Source organism: Ramlibacter rhizophilus (assembly GCF_004681965.1).
Classification (GTDB): domain Bacteria; phylum Pseudomonadota; class Gammaproteobacteria; order Burkholderiales; family Burkholderiaceae_C; genus Ramlibacter; species Ramlibacter rhizophilus.
The window spans coordinates 16,376-42,767 of sequence record NZ_SMLL01000004.1; the positions used below are offsets into that span (position 1 = coordinate 16,376).

Genomic DNA, 26,392 nt, shown 5'->3' on the forward strand with positions numbered 1-26,392 from the left:
CAGGGAGCCTTTGCCCATGAGCCTGCCCGGCCTGAACTTCCAGCTCGGCGACGACATCGACGCCCTGCGCGACGCCGTTCGCGCCTTCGCCGACCACGAGATCGCGCCCCGCGCGGCGGAGATCGATCGCAGCGACCAGTTCCCCATGGACCTGTGGCGCAAGATGGGCGAGCTCGGCGTGCTGGGCGTCACCGTGCCGCAGGAGTTCGGCGGCGCCGACATGGGCTACCTCGCGCACATGGTGGCCATGGAGGAGATCTCGCGCGCCTCGGCCTCGGTGGGCCTGTCCTACGGCGCGCATTCCAACCTCTGCGTCAACCAGATCAACCGCAACGGCAGCGAGGCGCAAAAGCGCAAGTACCTGCCGCGCCTCATCTCCGGCGAGCACGTGGGCGCCCTGGCCATGAGCGAACCGGGCGCGGGTTCGGACGTCATCTCCATGAAGCTCAAGGCCGAGGACAAGGGCGGCTACTACGTCCTCAATGGCAGCAAGATGTGGATCACCAACGGCCCCGACGCCGACACCCTGGTGGTCTATGCCAAGACCGAGCCGCAGCTGGGCGCGCGCGGGGTCACCGCCTTCCTGATCGAGAAAGGCATGCGCGGCTTCTCCGTCGCGCAGAAGCTGGACAAGCTGGGCATGCGTGGCAGCCACACCGGCGAGCTGGTGTTCCAGGACGTGGAGGTGCCCGCCGAGAACGTGCTGGGCGAACTCAACGGCGGCGCCAAGGTGCTGATGTCGGGCCTGGACTACGAGCGCGCCGTGCTCGCCGCCGGTCCCATCGGCATCATGCAGGCGGTGATGGACAACGTCGTGCCCTACGTGCACGAGCGCAAGCAGTTCGGCCAGAGCATCGGCGAGTTCCAGCTCATTCAGGGCAAGCTCGCGGACATGTACACCGTGCTGCAGGCCGCGCGGGCCTTCTGCTACACGGTCGGCAAGAACCTGGACCAGCTGGGCGACGCCCACGTGCGCCAGGTGCGCAAGGACTGCGCCTCGGTCATCCTGTGGTGCGCCGAAAAGGCCACCTGGATGGCGGGCGAGGGCATCCAGGTCTTCGGCGGCAACGGCTACATCAACGACTATCCCCTGGGGCGCCTGTGGCGCGATGCCAAGCTCTACGAGATCGGCGCCGGCACCAGCGAGATCCGGCGCATGCTGATCGGACGCGAGCTCTTCTCCGAAACCGCCTGAGACGCCGTGACCCCTGCACCCATGCTCAACGACCTCTTCGAACACAACCGCCAGTGGGCTGCGCAGATGGAGCGCGAACGGCCCGGCTTCTTCACGCGGCTGAAAGCGCAGCAGAAACCCCGCTACATGTGGATCGGCTGCAGTGATTCGCGCGTTCCGGCCAACCAGATCACCGGCCTGGAGCCGGGCGAGGTCTTCGTCCACCGCAACGTGGCCAACGTGGTCGTGCCCACGGACCTCAACTGCCTGTCCACCGTGCAGTTCGCGGTGGACCAGCTCAAGATCGAGCACCTCATGGTGGTGGGCCACTACGGCTGCGGCGGCGTGCTGGCGGCCCTGCAGGGCGTGCGCGTCGGCCTGGCCGACAACTGGCTGCGCCACGTCAAGGACGTGATGGACCGCCATCGTGCGCTGCTCGACCAGGTGCCTGCCGCGCACCGGGGCGACGCGCTGTGCGAGCTCAACGTCATCGAGCAGGTGGTGAACGTGGCCCAGACCACCGTGGTGCAGGACGCGTGGTCGCGGGGCCAGCCCCTGACGCTGCACGGCTGGGTGTATGGCCTCTCGGACGGACTGCTCAAGGACCTGCGCATGAGCGCCAGCGGGGCCGAGCAGCTGGACGCCTGCTACCGCGAAGCCGTCGACATGGTCGCGAGCGTTCGCCGCGCCTGAACCCGTCCCGATGGCCGTCTTTCCGCAGCGCCTGGACTCGCCGCTCGCCTATGCGATCGCGCAGGCGCTGATGGACGGCTTCGACCGCCACTACCGGCTGTTCCGGCTGGAGTCGGCCCGCGCCAAGGAGCGTTTCGAACGGTCCGACTGGCACGGCCAGCAGCGCGCCCAGCGCGAGCGCATCGAGTTCTACGACCTTCGCGTGCGCGAGGCCTCGCAGCGGCTCGAAACCGAGTTCCGCGCCCACGAGCAGCCCATGGAGGTGTGGCAGCAGATCAAGCTGCACTACATCGGCCTGCTCATCGAGCACCACCAGCCGGAGCTGGCGGAGACCTTCTTCAACTCGGTCACCACCAAGATCCTGCATCGCACCTACTTTCACAACGACTTCATCTTCGTGCGGCCCGCCGTCAGCACGGAGTACATCGAGAACGACGAGCCCGCCGCCACCGCCACCTACCGCGCCTACTACCCCACGCGCGACACGCTGCACGAGACGCTGGTGCGCATCGTCGACAACTTCCGCCTGCAGTGCCCCTTCGACGACCTGCAGCGCGACACCGGCCGGGTGCTGCAGGCCATGGCAGCGCGCCTGGCGCAGGTGAAGCTGCGCGCCAACTTCCAGATCCAGGTGCTCTCCTCACTCTTTTTCCGCAACAAGGGTGCCTACGTGGTGGGCAAGATCATCAACGGCTTCAACGAGGTGCCCTTCGCGCTTCCCATCCTGCATCGCGAGGACGAGGAGGCAGGCCGGCTGGTGATCGACGCCTGCCTCTTCGGCGAGGACGAGCTGCAGATGCTCTTTTCCTTCGCGCGGGCCTACTTCATGGTGGACATGGAGGTGCCCTCGGCCTACGTGCAGTTCCTGCGCTCGCTCATGCCGCGCAAGCCGCGCGCGGAGATCTACAACGCACTGGGGCTGGCCAAGCAGGGCAAGACGCTCTTCTACCGCGACTTCCTGTACCACCTGCGCCACTCCAGCGACAAGTTCCGCACCGCGCCGGGCATCAAGGGCATGGTCATGCTGGTGTTCGACCTGCCGTCCTTTCCCTACGTCTTCAAGATCATCAAGGACCACTTCCCGCTGCAGAAGGACACCACGCGCGAGCAGGTCAAGGGCAAGTACCTGCTGGTCAAGCAGCACGACCGCGTGGGCCGCATGGCCGACACGCTGGAATACAGCGAAGTCGCCTTCGCCCGCGAGCGCTTCGAGGACGAGCTGATCGAGGAGATCCGCCGCCACGCGCCCAGCCAGCTGGAAATCTCCGACCGCGACGGCGACGGCAAGGAGGAGGTGATCATCAAGCACCTCTACATCGAGCGGCGCATGATCCCGCTGAACATCTACCTGCAGGAGGCCTTCGACGCGGGCGCCGCCGAGCAGGTGGACCGTGCCGTCGTCGAATACGGCAACGCCATCAAGGACCTGGTGGCGGCCAATATCTTTCCCGGCGACATGCTGTGGAAGAACTTCGGCGTCACGCGCAACGGCAAGGTGGTCTTCTACGACTACGACGAGATCGAATACCTCACCGACTGCGAGTTCCGCCGCGTGCCCGCGCCGCGCAACGAGGAGGAGGAGATGTCCGGTGAAGTCTGGTGGCCGGTGGGCCCGCGCGACGTCTTCCCCGAGACCTTCGGCCCCTTTCTCCTGGGCAACCCCGCCGTGCGCGAGGTCTTCATGCGCCACCACGCGGACCTGCTCGATCCGGCCTTCTGGCAAAGCCACAAGGAGCGCATCCTCTCGGGCCACGTCTTCGACGTTTTTCCCTACGATGCCGACAAGCGCTTCGGAAACCACCCCCCGGTGCGCGAGGAGCAGGCCGCATGATCACGATTTCGCGCGACGACTGGGAACTGGCCAGCTACATCGTCACCGCACTGGGCCTGCCGGTAGCCATCGCCTTCTTCGCCTGGGAGCAGCGCAAGGAGCGGGACAACGAGGAAGAGGAGGCCTACCAGCTCCTGGCGGACGCCTACAACGACTTCCTCAAGGTGGTGCTGCGCCACCCCGACCTGCAGCTGCGCACCGCCGCGCCCTTGCTGAACCCCACGCCCGAGCAGCGCGAGCGCATGCTGGTCATCTTCGACATGCTCATCTCGCTGTTCGAGCGTGCGTTCCTGGTGGCTCACAAGGAACGCATGAGCGAAACCGAGCGGCGCCGCTGGAACAGCTGGGACGACTTCATGCGCGAATGGTGCCGCCGCGAGGATTTCCGCAACGCCCTGCCGCTGCTGCTGCGCGGCGAGGACCCCGAGTTCCAGTCCTACCTGCAACGCGTCGCCGAGGAAGAAGGTGGCGCGCTTTTCTTTCCCCACCGATTCACGGAAGGAGTTCCCCATGCCTGATTCCATCGTCATCGCCAGCGCCGCCCGCACCCCCATGGGCAGCTTCCAGGGCGACTTCGCCCCGCTCGCCGCGCACGACCTCGGCGGCGCCGCCATCCGCGCGGCCGTCGAACGGGCCGGCATCCCGGCCGATGCCGTGGGCGAGGTGCTGTTCGGCAACTGCCTCATGGCCGGCCAGGGCCAGGCGCCCGCGCGCCAGGCCGCCTTCAAGGGTGGGCTGCCCAAGGGCACGGGCGCGGTCACGCTGTCCAAGATGTGCGGCTCGGGCATGAAGGCCGCCATGCTGGCCCACGACATGCTGCTGGCCGGCAGCCACGAGGTCATGATCGCCGGGGGCATGGAAAGCATGACCAACGCGCCCTACCTGCTGCTCAAGGGCCGCGGCGGCTACCGCATGGGCCACGACAAGGTCTACGACCACATGATGCTCGACGGCCTGGAAGACGCCTACGAGCCGGGCCGCTCCATGGGCACCTTCGGCGAGGACTGCGCGGCCAAATACCAGTTCACGCGCGAGGCGCAGGACGCCTTCGCCATCGCCAGCGTGCAGCGTGCCAAGGCGGCCACCGAATCGGGCGCCTTCGCGCGCGAGATCACGCCGGTCACCGTCACCACGCGCGCCGGCGACACGGTGGTGAGCACCGACGAAGGCCCCGGCAAGGTCAAGCTGGACAAGATCGCGACGCTCAAGCCGGCCTTCAAGAAGGACGGCACCATCACCGCCGCCTCCAGCTCCAGCATCAACGACGGCGCCGCGGCGCTGGTCATGATGAGCGAGGCCACCGCGCAGCGCATGGGCGCGCGGCCACTGGCGCGCATCGTCGGCCACGCCATGCACGCGCAGGAACCCAACTGGTTCACCACCGCGCCGGTCGGCGCCACGCAGAAGCTGCTCGCGCGCACGGGCTGGAAGGTGGGCGAGGTGGACCTGTGGGAGGTCAACGAGGCCTTCGCGGTCGTGCCCATGGCCCTCATGGCGGAGTTGAAAGTGCCGCACGACATCGTGAACGTGAACGGCGGCGCCTGCGCGCTGGGCCACCCCATCGGCGCCTCCGGCGCGCGCATCCTCGTGACCCTGATCCACGCGCTGCAGGCGCGCGGCGGCCGGCGCGGCGTTGCGACGCTGTGCATCGGCGGCGGCGAAGCCACGGCGATGGCCATCGAGCTGCTCTGAAGTCCGCCATGGCGACGGTGCTGGTGATCGGCGCCTCCCGCGGCATCGGGCTGGAGTTCGCGCGCCAGTACGCCGCCGAGGGCGCCCGCGTGATCGCCACCGCGCGCAGCGACGACGGGCTGGCGCGCCTGCAGGCGGTGGGGGCGCAGGCCCTGCGGCTGGACGTCACCGACGCCTCCAGCGTCAGCGGCCTGGGCTGGCAACTCGACGGCGAGAAGCTCGACGTCGCCCTGTACGTGGCGGGCGTCTACAGCACCGACGGCGCCACGGTGCCGCCCGCGCGCGAGGCCTTCGATCGCGTGATGCATGCCAACGTGCTCGGCGCCATGCAGCTGATCCCGGTGGTGGCGCCGCTGGTGGAGGCGGCGCAGGGCCGCTTCGGCTTCATCAGCAGCCAGATGGGCTGCATCGGCACCACGCGTTCCAGCTACGGCTGGGTGTACCGCACCAGCAAGGCGGCGCTGAACATGGTCGTCGCCGCCGCGGCGCACGACTATCCGCGAGCCGTGCTGCTGGCGCTCAGCCCGGGCTGGGTGCGCACCGACATGGGCGGACCCTCGGCCCCGCTGGACGTTTCGCAGAGCGTCTCGGCCCTGCGTGCCACGCTGGCCGCGGCCGGGCCGGCGCAGCGGGGCGCCTTCCTCGACTACGATGGCCGACGTTTTGAGAGCTGGTGATCCATGCTGCTGAGCCCCGACCAGGAAATGATCCGCGACGCCGTGCGTGCCTTCGCCCAGGAGCAGCTCTGGCCGCAGGCCGCCCGCTGGGACCGCGAGCACACCTTTCCGCGCGAGGCGCACCGCGGCCTCGCGGCGCTGGGCGCCTACGGGGTGGTGGTGCCGCAGGAGCTGGGCGGCGCCGGCCTGGACTACGTGAGCCTGGCGCTCGTGCTCGAGGAGATCGCCGCCGGCGACGGCGGCACCAGCACGGCCATCAGCGTGACCAACTGCCCGGTCAATGCCATCCTCATGCGCTACGCAAGCCCTGAGCAGCAGCAGCGCTGGCTGGTGCCGCTCGCGCAGGGCGAGCTGCTGGGGGCCTTCTGCCTGACCGAGCCCCACGTCGGCAGCGACGCCTCGGCCTTGCGCACCACCGCCCGGCGCGAGGGCGACGAATGGGTCATCGACGGCGTCAAGCAGTTCATCACCTCCGGCAAGCACGGTGACCTGGCCATCGTCATCGCCGTCACCGACCGCGGCGCGGGCAAGAAGGGCATGAGTGCTTTCGTGGTGCCCACCCGCACGCCGGGCTACGTGGTTGCGCGCCTGGAGGACAAGGTGGGCCAGCATTCCAGCGACACGGCGCAGATCCGCTTCGAGGACTGCCGCGTGCCGGCGGACCACCTGATCGGCCAGGAAGGCGAGGGCTACCGCATCGCGCTGAGCGCGCTGGAGGGAGGGCGCATCGGCATCGCGGCGCAGAGCCTGGGCATGGCGCGCAGCGCCTACGAGGTGGCGCTGGCCTATGCCCGCGAACGCGAGGCCTTCGGCACGGCCATCTTCAACCACCAGGCCGTGGGTTTCCGGCTGGCCGACGCCGCCACGCAACTGGAGGCGGCGCGCCAGCTGATCTGGCACGCCGCCAGCCTGCGCGACGCGGAGCGGCCCTGCCTGAAGGAGGCAGCCATGGCCAAGCTCTTTGCCAGCGAGATGGCCGAGCGCGTGTGCAGCATGGCCATCCAGACCCTGGGCGGCTATGGTTACGTGAACGACTTTCCGGTCGAGCGGATCTGGCGCGACGTGCGCGTGTGCCAGATCTACGAAGGCACGTCCGACGTGCAGAAGATCATCATCCAGCGGGCCCTATGAGAATCGTCGTCCTGGGCGCCGGCCGCGTGGGCGAGAGCGTGGCCGAGAGCCTGGTCTCCGAGCGCAACGACATCACCGTCATCGACCCCGACCCGCAGCGCCTGCGCTGGCTGGAGGAGCGGCTGGACCTGCGCGGCGTCGCCGGCAACGGCATCCACCCGGACGTGATGGAGCGTGCCGGCATGCGCGACGCCGACATGCTGGTGGCCTGCGCCACCCGGGACGAAACCAACCTCGTGGCCTGCAAGGTCGCGCACGAACGCTTCAACGTGCCCACCACCGTGGCGCGCCTGCGCTCCGCGCAGTTCCAGGAGGGCGACGAGCTGCTCGGACGCGACGGCTTCGCGGTCGATCACGTGATCTGCCCCGAGGAATCGATCGTCCGCTACATCCAGAAGCTGATCGACTATCCCGAGGCGCTCCAGGTCCTGGAGTTCGGACAGGGCCGCGCACACCTGGTGGCGGTGCGGGTGCTGCGGGGCAGTGCGCTGGAGGACTGCACCATCGGTGACTTCCGCCGGCGCTTTCCGGATGCCCCCATGCGCGTGGTGGCCATCTACCGCCGGGAGTCCGAACTGGTCTGCGAGGCCGACACCCGCATGCGCGCGGGTGACGAGGTCTTCATGCTCGCCGAGCGCGACCGGCTGCGCCACGTGCTGCAGGCCATCCACGGCACCGACCAGCCGGTGCGCCGGGTGATGCTGGCCGGCGGCGGCAACGTCGGCTCGCGCCTCGCGCGCCGCCTGGCCGGCCAGTGCGAGATCAAGCTGATCGAGCGCAACGAGCTCGCCTGCCAGCGCCTGGCCACCGAGCTGCCGGGCGAGGTGCTGGTGCTGCACGGCGATGCCACCGACGAGGAACTGCAGGCCGACGAGAACGTCGCCAGCATGGACTTCTTCCTCGCGCTCACCAGCGACGACGAAGACAACATCCTCTCGGCCATGCTCGCCAAGCGGCTGGGCGCGCGGCGCGTCCTGTCGCTGATCAACCGGCGCGCCTATGCCGAGCTGATCCAGGGCGGCACCATCGACATCGCCGTCTCGCCGGCGCAGACCGTCATCGGCGAACTGCTGGCGCACGTGCGGCGCGGCGACGTGGTGGCGGTGCACAGCCTGCGCCGCGGCGCCGCCGAGGCCCTGGAGGGGGTGGCGCGCGGGGATGCACGCACCTCCAAACTGGTGGGCCGCACGGTTGAACAGATCGAGACCGCGCTGCCGCGCGGCGTGCGGGTCGGCATGGTGGTGCGTGGCGAGGAGCCGGCGGTGGAGGTGCTGATGCCGGCGCACGACCTGGTCATCGAGACCGACGACCACCTCGTGATCTTCATTCCGCACAAACGCCAGGTCCGCGAAGTCGAGCGCATGTTCCAGGTCAGCGCCACCTTCTTCTGACGCCGACCCATGAACCTGTTCGGCCCGGTCCTGGTGCTGGTCTCGCGCGTGCTGGTGGGCTTCTCGCTCGCTTTCCTGGTGCCGCTCATCTGGGCGCTGGCGCTGGACGAGCCGGTGCTTCGCAACGTCTGGGTCGGCGGCTTCGTGCTCACCCTCGCCGCCGGCCTGGCCCTGGGCGTGGCGGTGCACCGCTGGCGCCGCGAACTGCAGCCCAAGGACGGCTTCCTGCTGGTCACGCTTGTGTGGGTGCTGCTGCCGGCCTGCGCCGCGGTGCCGCTCATGTTCACCGTCCCGGACGTGAACCTGGCGCGCGCCTATTTCGAGTCCATGAGCGCGCTCACGGCGACCGGTGCCACCGCGCTGGTGGGGCTGGACCATCTGCCGACCTCGGTGAACGTGTGGCGATGCTTCCTGCAGTACATCGGGGGCCTGGGCATCATCCTGCTGGTGGTGGCGGTGCTTCCACTGCTGGGCCTGGGCGGCATGCAGCTGTACCGGGCCGAGGCACCCGGGCCACTGAAGGAATCCAAGCTCACGCCGCGCATCGCGGAGACGGCCCGCGGGCTGTGGACGGTGTACTTCGTGCTGTCCGTCCTGTGCCTCCTGTGCTATCGCTGGGCCGGCATGAGCTGGGCCGACGCCTTCATGCACATGTGCAGCACCATGGGGCTGGGTGGCTTCTCCTCGCACGACGCGAGCTTCGGCTACTTCGATTCGCCCGCCATCGAGCTGGTGGCCATCGTCTTCATGGCGCTGTCGGGCGTGAGCTTCGCGCGCTACTTCATCGTCTGGCGCAACCGGTCGCTCAACACGCTGCTGCGTGACCAGGAAGTGCAGGCCTATGCAGCGGTGCTGGCGCTGTCCATCCTCGTCATCACGGTCCTGCTGCTGGAGCACGAGGTCTACGGCAGCTTCCTGCAGGCGCTTCGCATGGCGGCCTTCCAGGTCGTCTCGCTGGCCACGACCACGGGCTATGCCTCCACCGACTACGCCGCCTGGCCGGTGTTCGCGCCGGTGTGGCTGATCTTCCTGGGCTGCTTTGCGTCCTGCGCCGGCTCCACCGGCGGCGGCATCAAGATGATCCGCATGATCCTGCTGGTCAAGCAGTCGCGCCGCGAACTGGTGCGCATCCTGCACTCGCGGGTGGTCAACCCCGTCACCCTGGGGGCCACCACGGTGGCGCCGGTGGTCATCGCCAACGTGCTGGCCTACATGCTGATCTACGGCGCCAGCATCGTGGGCCTGACCATGCTGCTGCTGCTCTCGGGCCTGGACCTGGTCACGGGCTTCTCGGCCGTCATCGTCTGCGTCAACAACATCGGCCCGGGCCTGGGCCTAGTGGGGCCCGCCGGCAACTTCGCCGGCCTGTCCGACTTCCAGCTCTGGGTGCTGAGTTTTGCCATGCTGCTCGGCCGGCTCGAACTCCTGTCGGTCCTGGTACTTTTCACGGCGGCCTTCTGGCGAAAATAGCGCGTGCTCCATGACCCTCACCCGCCTTGCCCCTGTGGACGCCGTGATGCGCGGGGCCATGCGCTCGCCCTGGGCGACTGCTGCGGCCCCGCGCTGCACGGCACGCGCGATGCCGCCGACGCGCAAGCGCTGATGCGATCGCGCTACAGCGCCTTCGTGCTCGGCGACGCCGCCTACCTGCTTTCGAGCTGGCACCCCTCCACCCGTCCGTCCGAGCTGGCCCTCGATCCGCAGCAGCGCTGGCTGGGGTTGGAGCTGCGCGCGCACCGCGCCACGTCCGCCGACACGGCCGAAGTCGAGTTCGTGGCCCGTTCGCGTCCGCGCAGCGGCCCGGCGCTGCGGCTGCACGAGCGCAGCCGCTTTCGCCGCGAGGCCGGCCGCTGGTTCTACGTCGACGGGGATCTGCTGTGAGCGCGCCGCGTTTCGAGGCCGTGCTGTTCGACTGCGACGGCGTGCTGGTGGACAGCGAGCCCATCACCAACGGCGTGCTGCGCGACATGCTGGAGGAAAGCGGCTGGAAGCTCACGCCGCAGGAGTGCATGCGCATCTTCGTGGGCAAGGCCGTGCGCGACGAGCGCGCGCGCATCGAGGCGCACACCGGCCGGCCGCTCACCGAAGCCTGGCTGGCCGAGTTCCGCGAGCGCCGCAACCAGGGCCTGCTGCAAAGGCTGGTGCCGATCCGCCACGCGCCCGAGGCGGTCGAAGCCGTGCACCGCCTCTATGGCGGCCGCATCGCCTGCGCGTCCGGCGCGGACCTGTTCAAGGTCCGGCTGCAGTTGCACAAGACGGGCCTCTTGCGCTGGTTCGAGGGGCACGTCTTCAGCGGCCACGACCAGCCCCGCTCCAAGCCCCATCCGGACGTGTACCTCGCGGCCGCCGCATCGCTTGGGGCCGATCCGCGCCGATGCGTGGTCGTGGAGGACACCGTCACGGGCGTGACCGCCGGGGTTGCCGCGGGAGCCACGGTCATCGGCTATGGCCCGCCGGAGGCCGGGCACGACGCCCCCGCCGCCCTGCGCGCGGCCGGCGCCGCAGAGGTCATCACCGACCTGGCCGAACTGCCCCGGCGGGTGGCCTGAGCATGGCGCAAGCGGGTCTGTCCGAGCGGTTGCGGGCCTGGGCGGCGCGCCTGAAGCGAGACGGCGTCGCGCTCTGGTTCGCGCTGCGGCATCCGGACACGCCGCGAGCGGCCAAGGTGCTGGCCTTCATCGTGGTGGCCTATGCCCTCAGCCCGATCGACCTGGTGCCCGACTTCATCCCGGTCCTGGGCTACGTGGACGACGTGCTGCTCCTGCCGGCGCTGATCTGGCTGGCGGTGCGCCTCATTCCGCCGGTGGTGCTGGCGCAATGCCGCACCCGGGCCGACGAATGGATGCAGCTGACCGGGCGCAAGCCCTCGGTCTGGCAGGGCGCCCTGCTGGTGTTCGCGGTCTGGCTCGCGCTGGGGCTGGCCCTGTGGTGGTGGCTGGAGCCCGGCAAGCTGGCCTGGTGGGGCTGAAGACGCTGCGAACCAGTCCGGCAGCGGCTGACCGAGCCCGGTGCGCGCAGTGCTCAGTCGCTCGCCGCGACCGGGTCTTGCGCCTGGTGCACGTGGTCCTGCGAGGGCCACAGCAGCACCTCGAAGCAACTGCCCTGGCCCAGTCCTTCGCTGTGCGCGAGCACGCGGCCGCCATGCGCCTCGACGATCGACCGCACGATGGCCAGGCCCAGGCCCAGGCCGCCGCGGCGCTCGGCCGGACTCGCGGGGGACTGGTAGAAGGGCTCGAACACGTGGGCGAGCGTGCCGGCGTTCATGCCGTCGCCCTCGTCCTCCACGGCGATGCGGAACATGCCGGCCTGCTGCGACAGGCTCACGGTGACCGGGCGCTCGCCGCCGTGGCGCAGCGCGTTGGCGATGAGGTTGGAGAACACCTGCACCAGCCGCTGCGCGTCGCCGACGATCCAGGCCTGCGCCAGCGCGCTGTGCCAGCGCAGGTGGTCGGGCCCGAGGGCGTGCGCCTCGCGCAGGTCCTCCACGGCAGCACGCAGCTCGGCGGCGAGATCGACCGGCTCGCGCGCGATCTCCACCAGGCCGCGGGCGATGCGCGCCACGTCGAGCAGGTCGTCCACCAGCCGGCGCAGGTGGTCCATCTGCCGACGCAGGATCGCCCGTTCGCGCGCCGAGGCCGGATCGGCGCGCAGGTCGAGCAGGTCCATGGCTGACACCATGGGTGCCAACGGGTTGCGCAGCTCGTGGCCCAGCATGGCCAGGAACGCGTCCTTGGCCCGGCCGGCTTCCTCGGCCTGCGTCAGGGCCTCGCCTTGTGCCGCCTGCGCGGTCTGGAGCTTGCCGCTTGCGTCGCGCAGTGCGGCGCCGAGCCGCTCGACCTCCGCGATCCGGCTCGGCACGATCGCCACGGGCTGCCCCTGGCCCAGGCCGGTCGCAGCCTGCGCCACCTCGCGGATGTCCTCGGAGACACGCCGGGCCGTGCGCAGCGCCAGCCCCGCGCAGATCATAAGCGAGACGAGGACGCCGGCGACGTAGAGCGCCAGCGTCGGCGTGAAGGCCTGCGCCAGGGGCGTCGTCGGCGCGCCGACGGCCACCAGCCAGTTGGAATCCGGCGTGCGGCTGAAGCCGGTCACGACGGCACTGCCTTCCTGCGCCGCCGCGATGCCGCTGCCTTCGCGCTTGCCGGTGGACAGCAGTCGGCGCAGCGCCGGCGTGGCTTCACGCAGGGCGTACTGCTCCTGCCCGCGGGATCGGGCGAACACCCGCAGCTGCGGATCCAGGATGGCGATCACCCAGTCCGAAGGAACGCGCTGGCGCTGCAGCATGCGCAGCAGCCGCTCCGGCGTGATCACCGCGCTCAGGACGTACCGCAGCCGACCGTCCTGCACCACCGGGTAGCGGACCGCGTACGAGGGCTCGCCCTGGGCGTTTCGGATCGCAGGCCCCAGGGCCGGGCGGCCGGTCTGCAGCACGGCCCGCACGCTGGCCGGCTCGTTCGGCGTGTCAGGCTGCTCGCCCAGGGGCATGCTGGTCCAGAACAGCACGCGCCCCTGCGCGTCCGTCAGCGTGATGGCGCTCCACTCGAACTGCACTTCCATGAGGCGACGGGCGTGCCGATAGAAGCCGGGCACATCACCGTTGAGCAGCTCGGGTGAGCGCGACAGGCTGGCCAGTGCCGACATGGTCCCGTCCTGCTCCGCCTGCACCGCGCTGGCAACGGCGCGCGACAGGTCCAGCGTGGAGCGGGCCAGCTCGTTGCGATGCACCTGCGCCGCGATGTACAGCGCCACGGCAGCGAAGACGGCGAGCGGCACCAGCCCCAGCAGCGCCAGCCGGATGAGATAGGTCCGCAGTGGCCGGCTGCCGGGAGGATCTGACATCGCCGGCGATGCTATCCGAGCTGGCTTGCTCATCGGCGCGAGCCGGCATCGCCATGCGGCCTTGTCCTACAAGCTTGTAGGAGTGTTGTTCCTAATATGGCCCAGCCGTAAAAATTTGTTGTGGAGCCCATCACGATGCGGTCCCCTTCCCGTCCCAGTCCTTCCTTCCCCGCCGCGCCGTCGCTTCCCCGGCCGGGACTGGTGCAGTGCGACGACCACGGGCAGGTCTGGCTCTGCGAAGCGGTCATCCGCAATGGCGACATCGCCGACTGGTACCTGGTGCGCATGTCCCGCCTGGACGGCAGCGACCCGGTGGGCGACCCGGTGGTGCTCAGCCCGTCCGAGTACCAGGCCTTCAGCACTCGCCGCGGGTTGCAGGCGGTCCTGTTGTAGGCCTCGCGCCGCCGCAGCCGAAGCGCAGCTTCATCACCAGGACGGCGCAGGCCAGCGCCAGGGTGATGCCGTTGGCCACGATCAGCGGCCAGACCCCCTGCAGCACGCCGTAGAGCAGCCATGCGGCGATCCCGGTGGTGAACAGGCTGTACATCGCCAGCGAAATGCCGCTCACGTCGCGCGAACGGAAGGTCTGCCACACCTGCGGAACGAAGGACACGGTGGTGAGGGCAGCGGCGGTGTAGCCGATCAGGTCGGTCGCGGGCATGGTCGGCGGATTGTCCCTCAGGAGCGTGCGCGACAATCCGCCCCCATGAAGTTCCGGATGGCCCCCAATTCGCTTTTCGCGGTCCTGCTGCGCTCGCCGTGGTGGATCAGCATCGGGCTGGCGCTCGTGCTGCTCGCGATCTCCCAGGCCCTGCTGCCCGAGCAGCTGCGCCTCGTGGGCGCTGCCGGGGCCTTGCCCTTCGTGGGGCTGGGGCTGGTGGCGCTGCAGCGCCAGTGGCGCCTGCCCAGCGCCCGCCAGGTGGACGCACTGGCGCAGCGTCTGTCGGCCATGGGCTGGACGGAGTTTTCGGCGCTGCTGGCCCGCGGCTTCGAGCGGCAGGGATGGTCGGTGGAGCCGGCGGCAGGCGGCGTGGACCTGCTGCTGCAGCGTCCCGGCCGCAAGGCCCTGGTGAGCGCCAAGCGCTGGAAAGCCGCCCGGCACGGCGAGGACATGCTGCAGGCGCTGGTGAAGGCCATGCGCGAGCGGGATGCGAGCGGCGGCGTCTATGTCGCGCTGGGCGAACTCAGTCCGCAGGCGGGCAGCCTGGCCAAGCGCCATTCCGTGCAGGTGCTGCACGCGCCCGAGCTGGCTCAGCTGTTGCGCGGACTGCCCGGTTCGTCCTGAAGCGTCCGCGCGCCCGAGCCGCCGCCGTGCGCGGCGTCGCCGTTGTCCAGCAGCAGGGTCATCAGCACGGCGCAATCCGTTCGCGCGCGCAAGTGGTGCTTCTGCCGGGCGGGCAGCACCACCAGCTGGCCCTGGCCCAGGCTGCGCGTGCCGCCCGGCGTGACCACCTCCACCTGGCCTTCCAGGCAGTGGATCACGCACTCCTGGTCCACGTGGCGGTCAGGCTGGTCCTCGCGGGCGGCCAGCACGAGGTGCAGGAGCTGGACGTGCTCGGTCTTGATCAGGCTGGTGCTGAAGGAATCCACCAGCTTGGGACCGAGCGGACTCACGTTGATCGTCTCGAGCAGCTGGGCGTGCGGCAGGGCCATGGATCGTCGGTGTGTGTAGCGAAGCGAGTGCTCCTATCTTCGCGTGGCCTTCCGGCACCCCTGGTTACCGAGTGCGTACCCGGTAAGACATCGCTCTCCTTGCCGCCGCTACGCTGCGCGCGTTCCTAGACTGGACTCCCGATTTCGAGGAGCACGCCATGGGCATCCAGGACGCCATGCACCGATGGGCCGATTGCATCGCCGCGTGCAATGCCTGCGCGGTCGCCTGTCACCACTGCGCCGCCGCCTGCCTGCAGGAGCCGGACGTGAAATCCATGGCGCGCTGCATCGCGCTGGACATGGACTGCGCGCAGATCTGCCAGCTCGCCGCGGCCTTCATGGCCGGCGGCAGCGAGCATGCCGCCGAGACCTGCCGCCTGTGTGCACGGATCTGCCGCAGCTGCGGCGACGAATGCGGCCAGCACGAGGCCGACCATTGCCAGCAGTGCGCCGAAGCCTGCCGCCACTGCGCCGAAGCCTGCGAGCGGATGGCGAACACCGCTGGTGCGGTCGCCTGAGGCGCTGCGGTTCAGGTCCGAAGCTGCGAGGCCGCGGCCCGGAACGCCGCGGGGGCGCTGCCGGTCCACTGGCGGAACGCGCGGATGAAACTCTTCTCGTTGCGAAAGCCCACGGCCGCGGCCACCTGCTTGACCGGCCGATCGCTGCGCCACAGCAGCTCGCGGGCCTGCTCGCAACGCACCTCGTCGCGCAGCTGCTGCAGGAGCGCGCCTTCTTCCCGCAACTGCCGGTGCAGGGTGCGCGCGGACAGGTTCAGGGCGCGCGCGATGCCTCCGGCGCTGCGAGCGGCTTCGCCACCGGCACGCAGCACCTGCCGCACCTGCTGCACCAGCAGGCGGTCGCGCCGGTACTGCAAGACGGTGAGCGGCAGCGCCCGCTGCAGCATCTGGGAGAGCGCGGCTTCGTCACGCCGCAGCGGCAGGTCGAGGTAGCGCGCATCGAAGCGCAGCCCGGCGCGCGGGGCGCCGAAGTGCACGGGACCGGGGAACATGTGCGCGAAGGCCGCGTCATGCGCCGGGGCCGCGAAGGGCAGGTCCACGGCCTGCAGAGGTATGCGCGAATCGATGAACCAGCAGGCCAGGCCATGCACGTTGCGCAGCAGGTGCACCAGGCTCAGCTCGCGGGCGTCGGGGGCCAGGCAGCGATGGGCCGGGCCTTCCTCGATGTCCAGCCGGGCGGACTCGCCCGCGAGTTCGAGGTGCAGCCGCAGGTCGTCGGTCAGCAGCGCATGGTGGCGGCACCACCGTCGCAAGGCCAGCCCGAGTTCCGGTGCGGTGATCGAGGCGCGCGCCAGCATGCCGTAGCTGCCCCAGGGCAGCCGCCGGCTGAAGGCGCCCAGCGCCTCGTCGTCCAGCGCCTGCATGGCCGCGCCGGACAGAAGCTCCATCTGCCGGGCCGAGATGCAGGCGCCAGGATCCTGGAACACGGGTGGCGTGATCTGTGCCGCCTCCAGCGCCGCGGCGGGGTCCAGGCCGCGACGCCGGAAGGCCTGCGCGATGGTCCTGGCATAGGCCATCGGGATCGAGGCGGACGGGGCGGCTGCAAGGGCGGTGGCGGGTCGGCCGGGCATGGGGCGAGTGTGGAATCGTCTGGCACGATTTGCAACCTCGATGGCAGGCCCAGGCCACGCGGTTTTTCCTAAGCTCGGTCATCCGCCGTTCGCATCCGAGGAGACCCATGCCTGCCATCGAGTCGCAGCTCAACCCCCGCTCCGCCGAGTTCCAGGCCAATGCCGAGGCCATGGTCCGCCAGGTCGAGGACCTGCGCGCCCAGGTCGCGCTTGCTGCCGCCGGCGGGGGCGAGTCCGCCCGCGCACGGCACACGGCGCGCGGCAAGCTGCTGCCGCGCGAGCGCGTGCAGATGCTGCTGGACCCGGGGACGCCCTTCCTGGAGATCGCCCCCCTGGCCGCGCACGGCATGTACGGCGGCGAGGCGCCCTGTGCGGGCCTGATCGCGGGGGTCGGTCGCGTGAGCGGCGTCGATTGCGTGGTGGTGTGCAACGACGCCACCGTCAAGGGGGGCACCTACTACCCGGTCACCGTGAAGAAGCACCTTCGGGCGCAGGAGATCGCGCAGCAGAATGGCCTGCCCTGCATCTATCTCGTCGATTCCGGCGGTGCCAACCTGCCGAACCAGGACGAGGTCTTCCCGGACCGCGACCACTTCGGCCGCATCTTCTACAACCAGGCCAACATGTCGGCCCTGGGCATCCCGCAGATCGCGGTGGTGATGGGCTCGTGCACGGCCGGGGGCGCCTACGTGCCGGCCATGAGCGACGAGGCCATCATCGTCAAGGAGCAGGGCACCATCTTCCTGGGCGGCCCGCCGCTGGTGAAGGCCGCCACGGGGGAGGTGGTCAGCGCCGAGGACCTGGGGGGCGGCGACGTGCACACGCGCCTGTCGGGTGTGGCCGACCACCTGGCACAGAACGACCTGCACGCGCTGGCGCTCGCGCGGCAGGCCGTGGCCAGCCTCAACCGGCGCAAGCAGCATGCGCAGGCACTGCAGCCGCCGCGCCCGCCCCGCTACGACCCGGCGCAGCTGTACGGCGTGGTGCCCACCGACACGCGCAAGCCCTTCGACGTGCGCGAGATCATCGCGCGCATCGTGGACGGCTCGGAGTTCCACGAGTTCAAGGCCCGCTACGGCGCGACGCTGGTGTGCGGCTTCGCGCACATCGAGGGCATGCCGGTGGGCATCGTGGCCAACAACGGCATCCTGTTCTCGGAGTCGGCCCAGAAGGGCGCGCACTTCATCGAGCTGTGCGGCCAGCGCAAGGTGCCGCTCGTGTTTCTGCAGAACATCACCGGCTTCATGGTGGGCCGCAAGTACGAGAACGAGGGCATCGCGCGCCACGGCGCCAAGATGGTCACGGCGGTGGCCACGGTGGCCGTGCCCAAGTTCACCGTGATCATCGGCGGCAGCTACGGCGCGGGCAACTACGGCATGTGCGGCCGGGCCTATTCGCCGCGCTTCCTCTGGATGTGGCCCAACGCACGCATCTCCGTGATGGGCGGCGAGCAGGCCGCCAGCGTGCTGGCGACCGTCAAGCGCGACGGCATCGAGGCCAAGGGCGGGCGATGGAGCGCCGAGGAGGAGGCGGCGTTCAAGCAGCCGCTGCTCGACCAGTTCGCGCAGCAGTCGCACCCCTATTACGCGAGTGCGCGCTTGTGGGACGACGGGGTGATCGACCCGGCCGACACCCGGCGGGTGCTGGCGCTGGGCCTGTCGGCCGCGCTGAATTCGCCCACGCCGGAGTCGCGCTTTGGCGTTTTCCGCATGTAAGGTGTAGCATGTGCGTGAAATCGAGATTCCATACACATCATGCGCACCAACATCGACATCGACGACGACTTGATGGCGAAGGCCCTGCAGGCCGGCCCGTTCAAGACCAAGAAGGAAGCCGTCGAGGCGGGGCTCGCGCTGCTCGCGCGGCAGGCCACCTACCGCGAGATCCTCAAGTGGAAGGGGCGCCTGCACTGGGAGGGCGACGAAGGCATCGACTGGACGGCCGACACGCCCGCCACGCCGCTTCGGGTGCAGGAGACCGCCAAGCCGCTCGCGCGGAGCAGCCGTGGTCGTCGTTGATTCCAGCGTCTGGATCGAGTTCTTCAGCGGCCGACCCGGCCCGCAGCAGGCCACGCTGGAGCGCCTGCTGGAGGAGGGGGAGGTCCGCCTGGTCGTCCCCGACCTGGTTCTCTTCGAGGTGCTGCGGGGCTTTCGCCACGAGCGCGAGTTCCGGCAGGCGCGGGTCCTGCTCGAAGGGCTGGACGTGGAGTCCACCTGCGACCGGGGACTCGCGCTGGAGGCGGCAAGGCACTACCGCGGCCTTCGCGCCTCGGGCCGCACGGTGCGCCGTGGCATCGACGTGCTGCTGGCCACCTTCTGCATCGAGAACGAGTACATCCTCCTGCACCGCGACCGCGACTTCGACGCCTTCGAGGAGCTTCGCGGCCTGCGCACCTGGCGCCATTGAGCGGCAACGGATGCGGCCATGACCCTGCACGACTACTTCCGGCAGCTCGCGGCCTACCACGCCTGGGCCAGCCAGAGGCTGCTGGAGCCGCACCTGCGCGAGCTCTCCGGCGAGCTGCTGCGCCGCGACCTGGGCCTGTTCTTCCGCAGCATCCACGGCACGCTCAACCACCTCCTGGTGGCCGAGCGCCTGTGGCAGGCGCGCGTGATGGACGGCGAGTCCCCCACGCTGCGGCTGGACGCCGAGCTGCACGCCGACCGCGACGAGCTCGCCCGCGAGTTGCTCGCGGCCGCGGCCCGCTGGCAGGCCTGGATCGCCGCGCAGCCGGCGGCCGCCTTCGACGGCGAGCTGCGCTACCGGCGCGGCAACGGCGAAGCCGTCGTGGTCCCGCTCGCGCCGACGCTGGGCCATGTGTTCAACCACGCCACCCACCACCGCGGGCAGATCACCGCCGCCCTCACGGCCCTGGGGCGGCCCGGGCCCGAGCTGGACTGGATCTACCTCCTGCAACAAGGTGCGCGCGCGCTCGGCGCACCATCCCCGAAGACCCTATGAAACACCTGCAGCTCGGCTTCCAGGACGGCATCGCCACCGTCACCCTCGACCGGCCCGAGGTGCGCAACGCCTTCAACGACGAGCTCATCGCCGAACTCGGGGCCGTCTTCCACGAACTGGGCCAGCGAACGGAGGTGCGCGCCATCGTCCTCGCGGCTCGCGGCCCGGCCTTCTGCGCCGGCGCGGACCTGAACTGGATGCGGCGCATGGCCACCTTCAGCCGCGAGGAGAACATCGACGACGCCTCGGCCCTGGCCCGCATGCTGGAGCTGATCTGGGGCTGCCCCAAGCCCACCATCGCGCGCGTCCAGGGCGACGTGTATGCCGGCGGCATGGGCCTGGTCGCGGCCTGCGACATGGCGGTGGCCTCGGACCAGGCCGGCTTCTGCCTGAGCGAAGTGAAGATCGGCCTCATCCCCGCCACCATCAGCCCCTACGTGATCCGCGCCATGGGCCCGCGCGCGGCGCACCGCTACTTCCTCACGGCCGAACGCTTCGACGCGGCCGAGGCGCTGCGCATCGGCTTCGTGCACGAGGTCGTCGCCGCGCAGGACCTGGACGCGCGCGTGGAGGCCTTGGCGCGGGCCCTGGTCCAGGCCGGGCCGCAGGCGACGCGGGCCTGCAAGAAGCTGCTGCACGACGTGGCCGGCCAGGAGATCAGCGCCGCGCTGGTGCAGCGCACCGTCGAAGGCATCGCCGACATCCGCGCCAGTGCCGAAGGCCGCGAGGGCATCCAGGCCTTCCTGGACAAGCGCCGCCCGAACTGGCAGTAGTCGTCCCCATGGACATCTTCTCGACCCTCCCCGACAACGCGCCCGAGCTGCTGGCGCTCGCCGCTGCGCTCGGCTGGGCCAGCGGCATCCGGCTCTACGCGGTGCTGTTCCTCACCGGGCTGGCGGGCACCACCGGCTGGATCGAGCTGCCGCCGGGCCTCGCGGTGCTGCAGCACCCGGCGGTGCTGGGGGCCAGCGGCTTCATGCTCTTCGTCGAGTTCTTCGCCGACAAGATCCCGCTGGTCGATTCGCTCTGGGATGCGGTGCACACCATCATCCGCATCCCCGCCGGCGCCGCGCTGGCCGCCGGCACGCTGGGCGCCGACGGTGCGGCCATGGCCACCATCGCCGCCCTGGTCGGGGGCGGACTGGCCGCGACCGCCCACACGGCCAAGATGAGCACGCGGGCGGCGGTGAACACCTCGCCCGAGCCCTTCAGCAACGTGGGCATCTCGCTGCTGGAGGACGGCTTCGTCGTCTTCATGCTGTGGCTGTCCGCCACGAATCCGCTGCTGTTCGCACTCGTGCTGGCGCTGAGCATCGCCATCGGCGTGGTGCTGATCGTCGTGCTGTTCAAGTTCCTGCGCACGGTGGTGCAGGAAGTGCAGCGTCTTGTCGCGGGCCGGCGCCGCCCGCCCGCCGGAGAGCTTTGAATGTTCCAGAAGATCCTGATCGCCAACCGCGGCGAGATCGCCTGCCGCGTCGCGGCCACCGCGCGCCGCCTGGCGATTCGCACCGTCGCGGTGTATTCGGAGGCGGATGCTGGCGCCAAGCACGTCGCCGCCTGCGACGAAGCCGTGGCCATCGGCGCCAGCCCGCCGCGCGAGAGCTACCTGCGCTGGGAGCGCATCATCGAGGCCGCGCGGCGCACGGGCGCGCAGGCCATCCATCCCGGCTACGGATTCCTCAGCGAGAACGAGGACTTCGCCCAGGCCTGCGCCGAGGCGGGCATCGTCTTCATCGGCCCGCCGGCCTCGGCCATCCAGGCCATGGGCCTGAAGGCCGAGGCCAAGCAGCTCATGGAGCGCGCCGGCGTGCCGCTGGTGCCCGGCTACCACGGCGCCCGCCAGGAGCCCGCCTTTCTTCGCGCCGAGGCCGAGCGCATCGGCTTCCCGGTGCTGATCAAGGCCAGTGCCGGCGGCGGCGGCAAGGGCATGCGCGCCGTCGAGAGCGCGGCCGACTTCGACGCCGCGCTCGCCTCCTGCCAGCGCGAAGCTGCCAGCAGCTTCGGCGACGACAGCGTGCTGGTCGAGAAATACGTCCAGCGTCCGCGCCACATCGAGATCCAGGTCTTCGGCGATCGGCACGGCAACTACCTGTGGCTGTTCGAGCGTGACTGCTCGGTCCAGCGGCGCCACCAGAAGGTGCTGGAGGAGGCGCCCGCGCCGGGCCTGTCCCCCGCGCTGCGCCGCCAGATGGGCGAGGCGGCCGTGGCCGCGGCCCGCGCGGTCGGCTACGTGGGCGCCGGCACGGTGGAATTCATCGTCGAGCAGTCCGAAGCCGGCATGTCCTTCTTCTTCATGGAGATGAACACGCGGCTGCAGGTCGAGCACCCCGTCACCGAGGCCATCACCGGCCTGGATCTGGTCGAGTGGCAGCTGCGCGTGGCCGCCGGCGAGCCCCTGCCGCTGTCGCAGGACGCGCTGCGCATCGACGGCCACGCCATCGAGGCGCGCATCTGCGCCGAGAACCCCGAGAACGACTTCCTGCCCTCCACCGGCACGCTGCAGGTCTATCGCAAGCCGCCCGCCGCCAGCTTCGAGCGGGCGCCGGTGCGCATCGACGACGGCGTGCGCGAGGGCGACACGGTCTCTCCCTTCTACGACTCCATGCTGGCCAAGCTCATCGTGCACGGCGCCACGCGCGAGGAGGCGCTCGCCCGGCTGGACGCCGCCCTGGCCCGCTTCCACGTCGTCGGCCTGTCCACCAACGTGCAGTTCCTGCGGCAGGTGGTGCGCAGCGATTCCTTCGCCACGGCGCGGCTGGACACGGCCCTCATCGCGCGGGAGCGCGACGCGCTCTTCGGCCAGCACCCGGTGTCGCTGCCGCTGGCCGCCGCCGCCGCGGTTGCCGCCACCTTGCGCGAGGAGCAGCATCTGCAGGGCGCGGACCCCTTCAGCCGCCGTGACGGCTGGCGCTCGCATGGCCCCGCCCGGCGTCGATTCGCCTTCGAGTTCGAGGGCGAGCCCGCCGGCGCCGAGCTGGTCTATGAGCACGGCGGTGGCCTGCGCCTGGAGGTGGGCGGGAACCCGCTGGCGCTCGCCTTCGACCCCACGGGGGAGCACGGCCTGGACCTGCGCCTGGGCGATGCGCGCGAACGCATCACGGTCTACACGCAGGGCGAGGTGGACCACGTGTTCACCGACCAGGGTGCAGCCGCCATCGTCTCGCTGGACCTGCTGGCGCACGCCGGCGAAGGCCATGCCGAGGCAGGGCGGCTGACCGCCCCCATGCCCGGCAAGCTGGTCTCCTTCGCCGTGCGCGCGGGCGACACCGTGCGCAAGGGCCAGGCGCTCGCGGTGATGGAAGCCATGAAGATGGAGCACACCATCGCCGCACCGGCCGACGGCACGGTGGCGGAGCTGCTCTACGCGCCCGGTGACCAGGTGGCCGAAGGCGCGGAGTTGCTCAGGCTCACGACCGCCTGAGGCGCCACCGACAATCGGCCCATGCGAATCAGCTTCTGCTGCACCGACACCCGTGCCGAGCCCTGGCTCCAGGGCTTGCGCGCGGCCCTGCCCGAGGCCGAGATCGAGGAGTGGCACCCCGGCGCTGCGGCCGCCGACCATGCGGTGGTCTGGGCGCCGCCGCAGCAGTTCCTGGACGAACAGGCCGGCTTGCGCGGCATCTTCAACATCGGCGCCGGCGTCGATGCGCTCATGAAGCTGCGCCTTCCCGCCGCGGCCCGGGTGGTCCGGCTGGACGACGCGGGCATGGGCGTGCAGATGGCCGAGTACGTCTGCCATGCGCTGATCCGGCACTTCCGGGAGCTGGCCGGCTACGAGCGCGACATGGCCGAAGGCCGCTGGTCCTTCCGCCGCCCGCGCCTGCGCGAGGACTACCCCGTGGGCATCCTGGGCCTGGGCGTGCTGGGCCAGCGGGTGGCGCAGGCCGTGCGGCAGTTCGAGTTTCCGGTGCGCGGCTGGAGCCGCTCGCCCCGCACCGTGGAAGGCGTGGCCTGCTTTGCGGGCGACGAGCAGCTCGACGACTTCCTCGCCGGCACCCGCGTGCTGGTCTGCCTGCTGCCGCTCACGCCGCAGACCGAGGGCATCCTGAACCGCCACACGCTGGGGCGCCTGCTGCCCGGGGCGTACCTGATCAACGTCGCACGCGGCGCCCACCTCGTGGAGGCGGACCTGCTCGCGTTGCTGGACAGCGGCCAGCTCGCCGGCGCCACGCTGGACGTCTTCCGCACCGAGCCGCTGCCGCCGGAGCACCCCTTCTGGCGCGAGCCGCGCCTGGTGCTCACGCCCCACACCTCGGCGCGCACGCTGCGGGATGAAAGCATCGCGCAGATCGCGCGCAAGATCCGCGCTCTGGAGCGCGGCGAAGCCATCGCCGGCGTGGTGGACCCCTCGCGCGGCTATTGAGGAGGAACCATCCATGCAACTGCCTTCCCGCGTCAAGCTGGTCGATGTCGGCCCCCGCGACGGCCTGCAGAACGAGAAGCAGCCCGTTCCCGCCCCGGTCAAGATCGAACTGGTGCACCGCCTGCAGCGGGCCGGGCTGCGCGAGATCGAGGTCACCAGCTTCGTCAGCCCGAAATGGGTGCCGCAGATGGCCGACGCCGCCGAGGTCATGGCCGGCATCGAGCGGCGCGCGGGCGTGCGCTATTCGGTGCTCACGCCCAACCTCAAAGGCTTCGAGGCGGCCCTGACCACGCGACCGGACGAGGTCGTCGTGTTCGGTGCGGCCAGCGAAGCCTTCAGCCAGCGCAACATCAACTGCTCCATCGCCGAGAGCATCGAGCGCTTCGCTCCGGTGGTCGAGGCGGCGCGGCGGCACGGCATCAAGGTGCGTGCGGCGCTGTCCTGTGCGGTGGGCTGTCCTTATGAAGGCGAGATCGCCCCCGAGCGGGTGGCGCAGGTCGCGCGGCAGATGAAGGACATCGGCGTGCAGCACCTGGGCGTGGCCGACACCATCGGCGTGGGCACGCCGCGCAAGGTGCAGCGCGCGCTGGAGGCGGCGCTGCGGCACTTTCCGCTGGACGAGGTCTCCGGCCATTTCCACGACACCTACGGGCAGGCGCTGGCCAACACCCTCGCGGCGCTGGAGCTCGGCGTGTGGCAGTTCGACGCCTCGGTGGCCGGACTGGGCGGCTGCCCCTATGCCAAGGGCGCGACCGGCAATGTCGCCACCGAAGACGTGGTCTTCATGCTGCACGGCCTGGACATCGAGACCGGCATCGACCTGGAGGCCCTGGTGGACGCCGGCGCCTCCATCAGCGCCCACCTGCAGCGGCCGCCGAATTCGCGCGCGGCCACGGCCATCCTCAACAAGCGGCAATGATCCCGAGCATGAACGGACCCGAGATCTCCTCCCTTCCCGAAGGCATGCAGCGCGTGGCGCAGGTGCTGCGCGCCAGCGGCCATGCCCACCTGCCGCAGCGCCTCGATGATGCGGCGCGCACCGCGCAGCAGGCGGCCGACGCGCTGGGCGTGCAGCTCGGGCAAATCGCCAAGAGCATCATCTTCCGCCGCCGCGAGGATGACGTCGCGGTGCTCGTGGTCACCTCGGGCGACCGGCGCGTGGACGAGGCCAAGGTCCAGTCGCTGGTCGGTGTGATCGGCCGGGCCGACGCGGACTTCGTCAAGTCGCGCACGGGCTTCGCCATCGGCGGCGTGGCGCCGGTCGCGCATGCCAGCGCCCCCGTCACGCTCATCGACCGCGAGCTGTTCCGCTTCGACGAGATCTGGGCGGCCGCCGGGCATCCGCACGGCGTCTTCCGGCTGCAGCCCGCCGACCTGGAGCGCCTGACCGGCGCGCCGGTCGTGGACGTGGTGCAGGGCGGCGCATGAATCCGCGCGCGCGCGAGCTGCTGCTGCGGGCACGCATCGTCCGCAGCGCCCCCCAGGACGAAGCGGTGCCCTCGCCCTGCCTCTCGGTGTGCCGCATGGACCCGCAGCAGCGGCTGTGCGAGGGCTGCCTGCGCACCCTGGACGAGATCGCGGCCTGGGGGGGCCTGCCCGAGCCCGCCAAGCGGGCCGTGTGGGCACGCATCGAGGCCCGTGCGCGTGGCGGGGACGCGGCGTGAAGCGCATCGTCTTCCACCTGGATTTCGTGTCCCCCTACGCCTTCCTCGCGTTCGAGCAGCTGCCGCGGGCGCTGGAGGGCCTGAGCTGGGAAGTGGAGCTGCGGCCGGTGCTCTTCGCCGCCATGCTCCGGCACCACGGCCAGCTCGGCCCGGCGGAGATCCCGGCCAAGCGCGAATGGACCTACCGGCAGGTCCTCTGGACCGCGCGCACGCTGGGCGTGCCGCTGCACCTGCCGGCCGTGCATCCCTTCAATCCGCTGTCCCTGCTGCGGCTCGCGCTGGCCTGCGGCGAGGGGGGACGCATCAACCGCTACGTGGCCGAAACGGTGTTCCGGCACGCCTGGCTGGGCGGCGGCGACGCCGCCGACCCGCAGCGGCTGGCGGGACTGCGCTCGCAGCTCGCGCCCGCCCGCGATCCGGACGGGGCGCAGGTCAAGGCCGAACTGCGCGCCAACACCGACGCGGCCATCGCGGCCGGCGTGTTCGGCGTGCCCACCTTCGAGGTGGACGGCCACCGTTTCTGGGGACTGGACGCACTGCCCATGCTGCGAGCTTTCCTGGAAGGCGATGCCTGGTTCGACAGCCCGCAGTGGCACGAGGCGGGCGCACGGCCGGGCGTGCGCCGTTCGGGGTGAGCTGGCTCGCCGAGATGCGCCTGGCAACGCCCTCCCCCTCTGGGGGAGGGTAGGGGCGGGGGCCGCGCGAGCCGACCACGCCACTTCAAGCGAGCCCCCA

31 protein-coding genes are annotated in these 26,392 nt (G+C 70.6%); 27 read left to right on the forward strand and 4 right to left on the reverse strand.

Annotation, left to right across the window (positions count from 1 at the left end; all coding sequences use genetic code 11):
• Nucleotides 1-16 precede the first annotated feature (16 nt).
• From EZ242_RS09985 to EZ242_RS10040, 12 genes are read left to right on the forward strand one after another with little or no spacing between them, the layout of a single operon-like run.
• Entirely contained in the window at nt 17-1,195 is a 1,179-nt protein-coding gene (locus tag EZ242_RS09985; protein WP_135285023.1) for an isovaleryl-CoA dehydrogenase, read from the forward strand.
• A 21-nt stretch (nt 1,196-1,216) separates the two neighbouring features.
• Nucleotides 1,217-1,867, forward strand: coding sequence for a carbonate dehydratase (can, locus tag EZ242_RS09990; RefSeq protein WP_135285554.1), 651 nt, complete (start codon nt 1,217-1,219; stop codon nt 1,865-1,867).
• Nucleotides 1,868-1,877: 10 nt separating this feature from the next.
• A complete protein-coding gene (gene aceK, locus EZ242_RS09995; protein WP_135285024.1) occupies nt 1,878-3,698 on the forward strand; it encodes a bifunctional isocitrate dehydrogenase kinase/phosphatase in 1,821 nt (606 codons plus the stop codon).
• Nucleotides 3,695-4,216, forward strand: coding sequence for a hypothetical protein (locus EZ242_RS10000; RefSeq protein ID WP_135285025.1), 522 nt, complete (start codon nt 3,695-3,697; stop codon nt 4,214-4,216). Before aceK ends, EZ242_RS10000 begins: the two co-directional genes overlap by 4 nt.
• Nucleotides 4,209-5,390 carry an acetyl-CoA C-acyltransferase gene (locus tag EZ242_RS10005; protein WP_135285026.1) on the forward strand — a complete coding sequence of 394 codons (1,182 nt, stop codon included), beginning with the start codon at nt 4,209-4,211 and terminating at the stop codon, nt 5,388-5,390. The genes EZ242_RS10000 and EZ242_RS10005 overlap by 8 nt, the downstream gene beginning before the upstream one ends.
• 8 nt (nt 5,391-5,398) lie before the next feature.
• Nucleotides 5,399-6,067, forward strand: a complete 669-nt coding sequence (locus EZ242_RS10010; RefSeq protein WP_135285027.1) for an SDR family oxidoreductase — start codon at nt 5,399-5,401, stop codon at nt 6,065-6,067.
• Between the two features lie 3 nt (nt 6,068-6,070).
• Nucleotides 6,071-7,198 (forward strand): acyl-CoA dehydrogenase family protein, encoded by a 1,128-nt coding sequence (locus EZ242_RS10015; protein WP_135285028.1) that lies wholly within the window; start codon nt 6,071-6,073, stop codon nt 7,196-7,198.
• The gene (gene trkA, locus EZ242_RS10020; RefSeq protein ID WP_135285029.1) at nt 7,195-8,589 is read left to right on the forward strand and encodes a Trk system potassium transporter TrkA; all 1,395 of its coding nucleotides are present in this window, start codon (nt 7,195-7,197) and stop codon (nt 8,587-8,589) included. The genes EZ242_RS10015 and trkA overlap by 4 nt, the downstream gene beginning before the upstream one ends.
• 9 nt (nt 8,590-8,598) lie before the next feature.
• Nucleotides 8,599-10,059, forward strand: a complete 1,461-nt coding sequence (locus EZ242_RS10025) for a TrkH family potassium uptake protein (RefSeq protein WP_135285030.1) — start codon at nt 8,599-8,601, stop codon at nt 10,057-10,059.
• Nucleotides 10,060-10,062: 3 nt separating this feature from the next.
• Nucleotides 10,063-10,470 (forward strand): YchJ family protein, encoded by a 408-nt coding sequence (locus tag EZ242_RS10030; RefSeq protein ID WP_135285031.1) that lies wholly within the window; start codon nt 10,063-10,065, stop codon nt 10,468-10,470.
• Complete coding sequence (locus EZ242_RS10035; RefSeq protein ID WP_135285032.1) at nt 10,467-11,138, forward strand: HAD family hydrolase; 672 nt, start codon at nt 10,467-10,469, stop codon at nt 11,136-11,138. Before EZ242_RS10030 ends, EZ242_RS10035 begins: the two co-directional genes overlap by 4 nt.
• Before the next feature lie 2 nt (nt 11,139-11,140).
• Nucleotides 11,141-11,557: a YkvA family protein gene (locus EZ242_RS10040; RefSeq protein WP_135285033.1), complete on the forward strand. Its 417-nt coding sequence runs from the start codon at nt 11,141-11,143 to the stop codon at nt 11,555-11,557.
• A gap of 53 nt (nt 11,558-11,610) precedes the next feature.
• On the opposite strand, the gene EZ242_RS10045 is transcribed toward EZ242_RS10040, so the two are convergent.
• The gene (locus EZ242_RS10045) at nt 11,611-13,428 is read right to left on the reverse strand and encodes a sensor histidine kinase (protein ID WP_167784706.1); all 1,818 of its coding nucleotides are present in this window, start codon (nt 13,426-13,428) and stop codon (nt 11,611-11,613) included.
• Between the two features lie 135 nt (nt 13,429-13,563).
• On the opposite strand from EZ242_RS10045, the gene EZ242_RS10050 reads away from it, so the two are divergent.
• On the forward strand, nt 13,564-13,821 hold the full coding sequence (locus tag EZ242_RS10050) for a hypothetical protein (protein ID WP_135285035.1): 258 nt from the start codon (nt 13,564-13,566) through the stop codon (nt 13,819-13,821).
• Here EZ242_RS10050 and EZ242_RS10055 read toward each other — a convergent pair.
• Complete coding sequence (locus EZ242_RS10055) at nt 13,784-14,089, reverse strand: SemiSWEET transporter (RefSeq protein WP_135285036.1); 306 nt, start codon at nt 14,087-14,089, stop codon at nt 13,784-13,786. The two genes, EZ242_RS10050 and EZ242_RS10055, sit on opposite strands and share 38 nt — an antisense overlap.
• A 45-nt stretch (nt 14,090-14,134) precedes the next feature.
• Between EZ242_RS10055 and EZ242_RS10060 the strand changes: the two genes are divergently transcribed.
• A complete protein-coding gene (locus EZ242_RS10060) occupies nt 14,135-14,713 on the forward strand; it encodes a restriction endonuclease (protein ID WP_135285037.1) in 579 nt (192 codons plus the stop codon).
• Here EZ242_RS10060 and EZ242_RS10065 read toward each other — a convergent pair.
• Nucleotides 14,680-15,081 (reverse strand): cupin domain-containing protein, encoded by a 402-nt coding sequence (locus EZ242_RS10065; protein WP_135285038.1) that lies wholly within the window; start codon nt 15,079-15,081, stop codon nt 14,680-14,682. The genes EZ242_RS10060 and EZ242_RS10065 overlap by 34 nt on opposite strands.
• A 158-nt stretch (nt 15,082-15,239) precedes the next feature.
• Here EZ242_RS10065 and EZ242_RS10070 point away from each other — a divergent pair, with 158 nt between their 5' ends.
• Nucleotides 15,240-15,599, forward strand: a complete 360-nt coding sequence (locus EZ242_RS10070) for a four-helix bundle copper-binding protein (protein ID WP_135285039.1) — start codon at nt 15,240-15,242, stop codon at nt 15,597-15,599.
• A gap of 11 nt (nt 15,600-15,610) precedes the next feature.
• On the opposite strand, the gene EZ242_RS10075 is transcribed toward EZ242_RS10070, so the two are convergent.
• Nucleotides 15,611-16,669: an AraC family transcriptional regulator gene (locus EZ242_RS10075; protein WP_240787044.1), complete on the reverse strand. Its 1,059-nt coding sequence runs from the start codon at nt 16,667-16,669 to the stop codon at nt 15,611-15,613.
• A gap of 107 nt (nt 16,670-16,776) precedes the next feature.
• On the opposite strand from EZ242_RS10075, the gene EZ242_RS10080 reads away from it, so the two are divergent.
• Genes EZ242_RS10080 through EZ242_RS10135 form a run of 12 tightly spaced genes read left to right on the forward strand, consistent with a single transcriptional unit; the run spans nt 16,777 to nt 26,292 of the window.
• Complete coding sequence (locus tag EZ242_RS10080; protein WP_135285040.1) at nt 16,777-18,384, forward strand: carboxyl transferase domain-containing protein; 1,608 nt, start codon at nt 16,777-16,779, stop codon at nt 18,382-18,384.
• A 39-nt stretch (nt 18,385-18,423) separates the two neighbouring features.
• On the forward strand, nt 18,424-18,687 hold the full coding sequence (locus EZ242_RS10085; RefSeq protein WP_135285041.1) for a type II toxin-antitoxin system VapB family antitoxin: 264 nt from the start codon (nt 18,424-18,426) through the stop codon (nt 18,685-18,687).
• Nucleotides 18,674-19,075, forward strand: coding sequence for a type II toxin-antitoxin system VapC family toxin (gene vapC, locus EZ242_RS10090; protein WP_135285042.1), 402 nt, complete (start codon nt 18,674-18,676; stop codon nt 19,073-19,075). Before EZ242_RS10085 ends, vapC begins: the two co-directional genes overlap by 14 nt.
• Nucleotides 19,076-19,093: 18 nt before the next feature.
• Nucleotides 19,094-19,630, forward strand: coding sequence for a DinB family protein (locus EZ242_RS10095; protein ID WP_135285043.1), 537 nt, complete (start codon nt 19,094-19,096; stop codon nt 19,628-19,630).
• On the forward strand, nt 19,627-20,403 hold the full coding sequence (locus EZ242_RS10100; protein WP_135285044.1) for an enoyl-CoA hydratase/isomerase family protein: 777 nt from the start codon (nt 19,627-19,629) through the stop codon (nt 20,401-20,403). The genes EZ242_RS10095 and EZ242_RS10100 overlap by 4 nt, the downstream gene beginning before the upstream one ends.
• An 8-nt stretch (nt 20,404-20,411) precedes the next feature.
• Nucleotides 20,412-21,056: a DUF4126 domain-containing protein gene (locus tag EZ242_RS10105; protein ID WP_135285045.1), complete on the forward strand. Its 645-nt coding sequence runs from the start codon at nt 20,412-20,414 to the stop codon at nt 21,054-21,056.
• Nucleotides 21,057-23,051 carry an acetyl/propionyl/methylcrotonyl-CoA carboxylase subunit alpha gene (locus tag EZ242_RS10110; RefSeq protein WP_135285046.1) on the forward strand — a complete coding sequence of 665 codons (1,995 nt, stop codon included), beginning with the start codon at nt 21,057-21,059 and terminating at the stop codon, nt 23,049-23,051.
• A 21-nt stretch (nt 23,052-23,072) separates the two neighbouring features.
• Complete coding sequence (locus EZ242_RS10115; protein ID WP_135285047.1) at nt 23,073-23,993, forward strand: 2-hydroxyacid dehydrogenase; 921 nt, start codon at nt 23,073-23,075, stop codon at nt 23,991-23,993.
• A 13-nt stretch (nt 23,994-24,006) separates the two neighbouring features.
• Nucleotides 24,007-24,912, forward strand: a complete 906-nt coding sequence (locus tag EZ242_RS10120; protein WP_135285048.1) for a hydroxymethylglutaryl-CoA lyase — start codon at nt 24,007-24,009, stop codon at nt 24,910-24,912.
• A gap of 8 nt (nt 24,913-24,920) precedes the next feature.
• Nucleotides 24,921-25,421: a YbaK/EbsC family protein gene (locus tag EZ242_RS10125; protein ID WP_135285049.1), complete on the forward strand. Its 501-nt coding sequence runs from the start codon at nt 24,921-24,923 to the stop codon at nt 25,419-25,421.
• Nucleotides 25,418-25,657, forward strand: a complete 240-nt coding sequence (locus EZ242_RS10130; protein ID WP_135285050.1) for a DUF1289 domain-containing protein — start codon at nt 25,418-25,420, stop codon at nt 25,655-25,657. Before EZ242_RS10125 ends, EZ242_RS10130 begins: the two co-directional genes overlap by 4 nt.
• On the forward strand, nt 25,654-26,292 hold the full coding sequence (locus EZ242_RS10135; protein ID WP_135285051.1) for a 2-hydroxychromene-2-carboxylate isomerase: 639 nt from the start codon (nt 25,654-25,656) through the stop codon (nt 26,290-26,292). The genes EZ242_RS10130 and EZ242_RS10135 overlap by 4 nt, the downstream gene beginning before the upstream one ends.
• Nucleotides 26,293-26,392 lie beyond the last annotated feature (100 nt).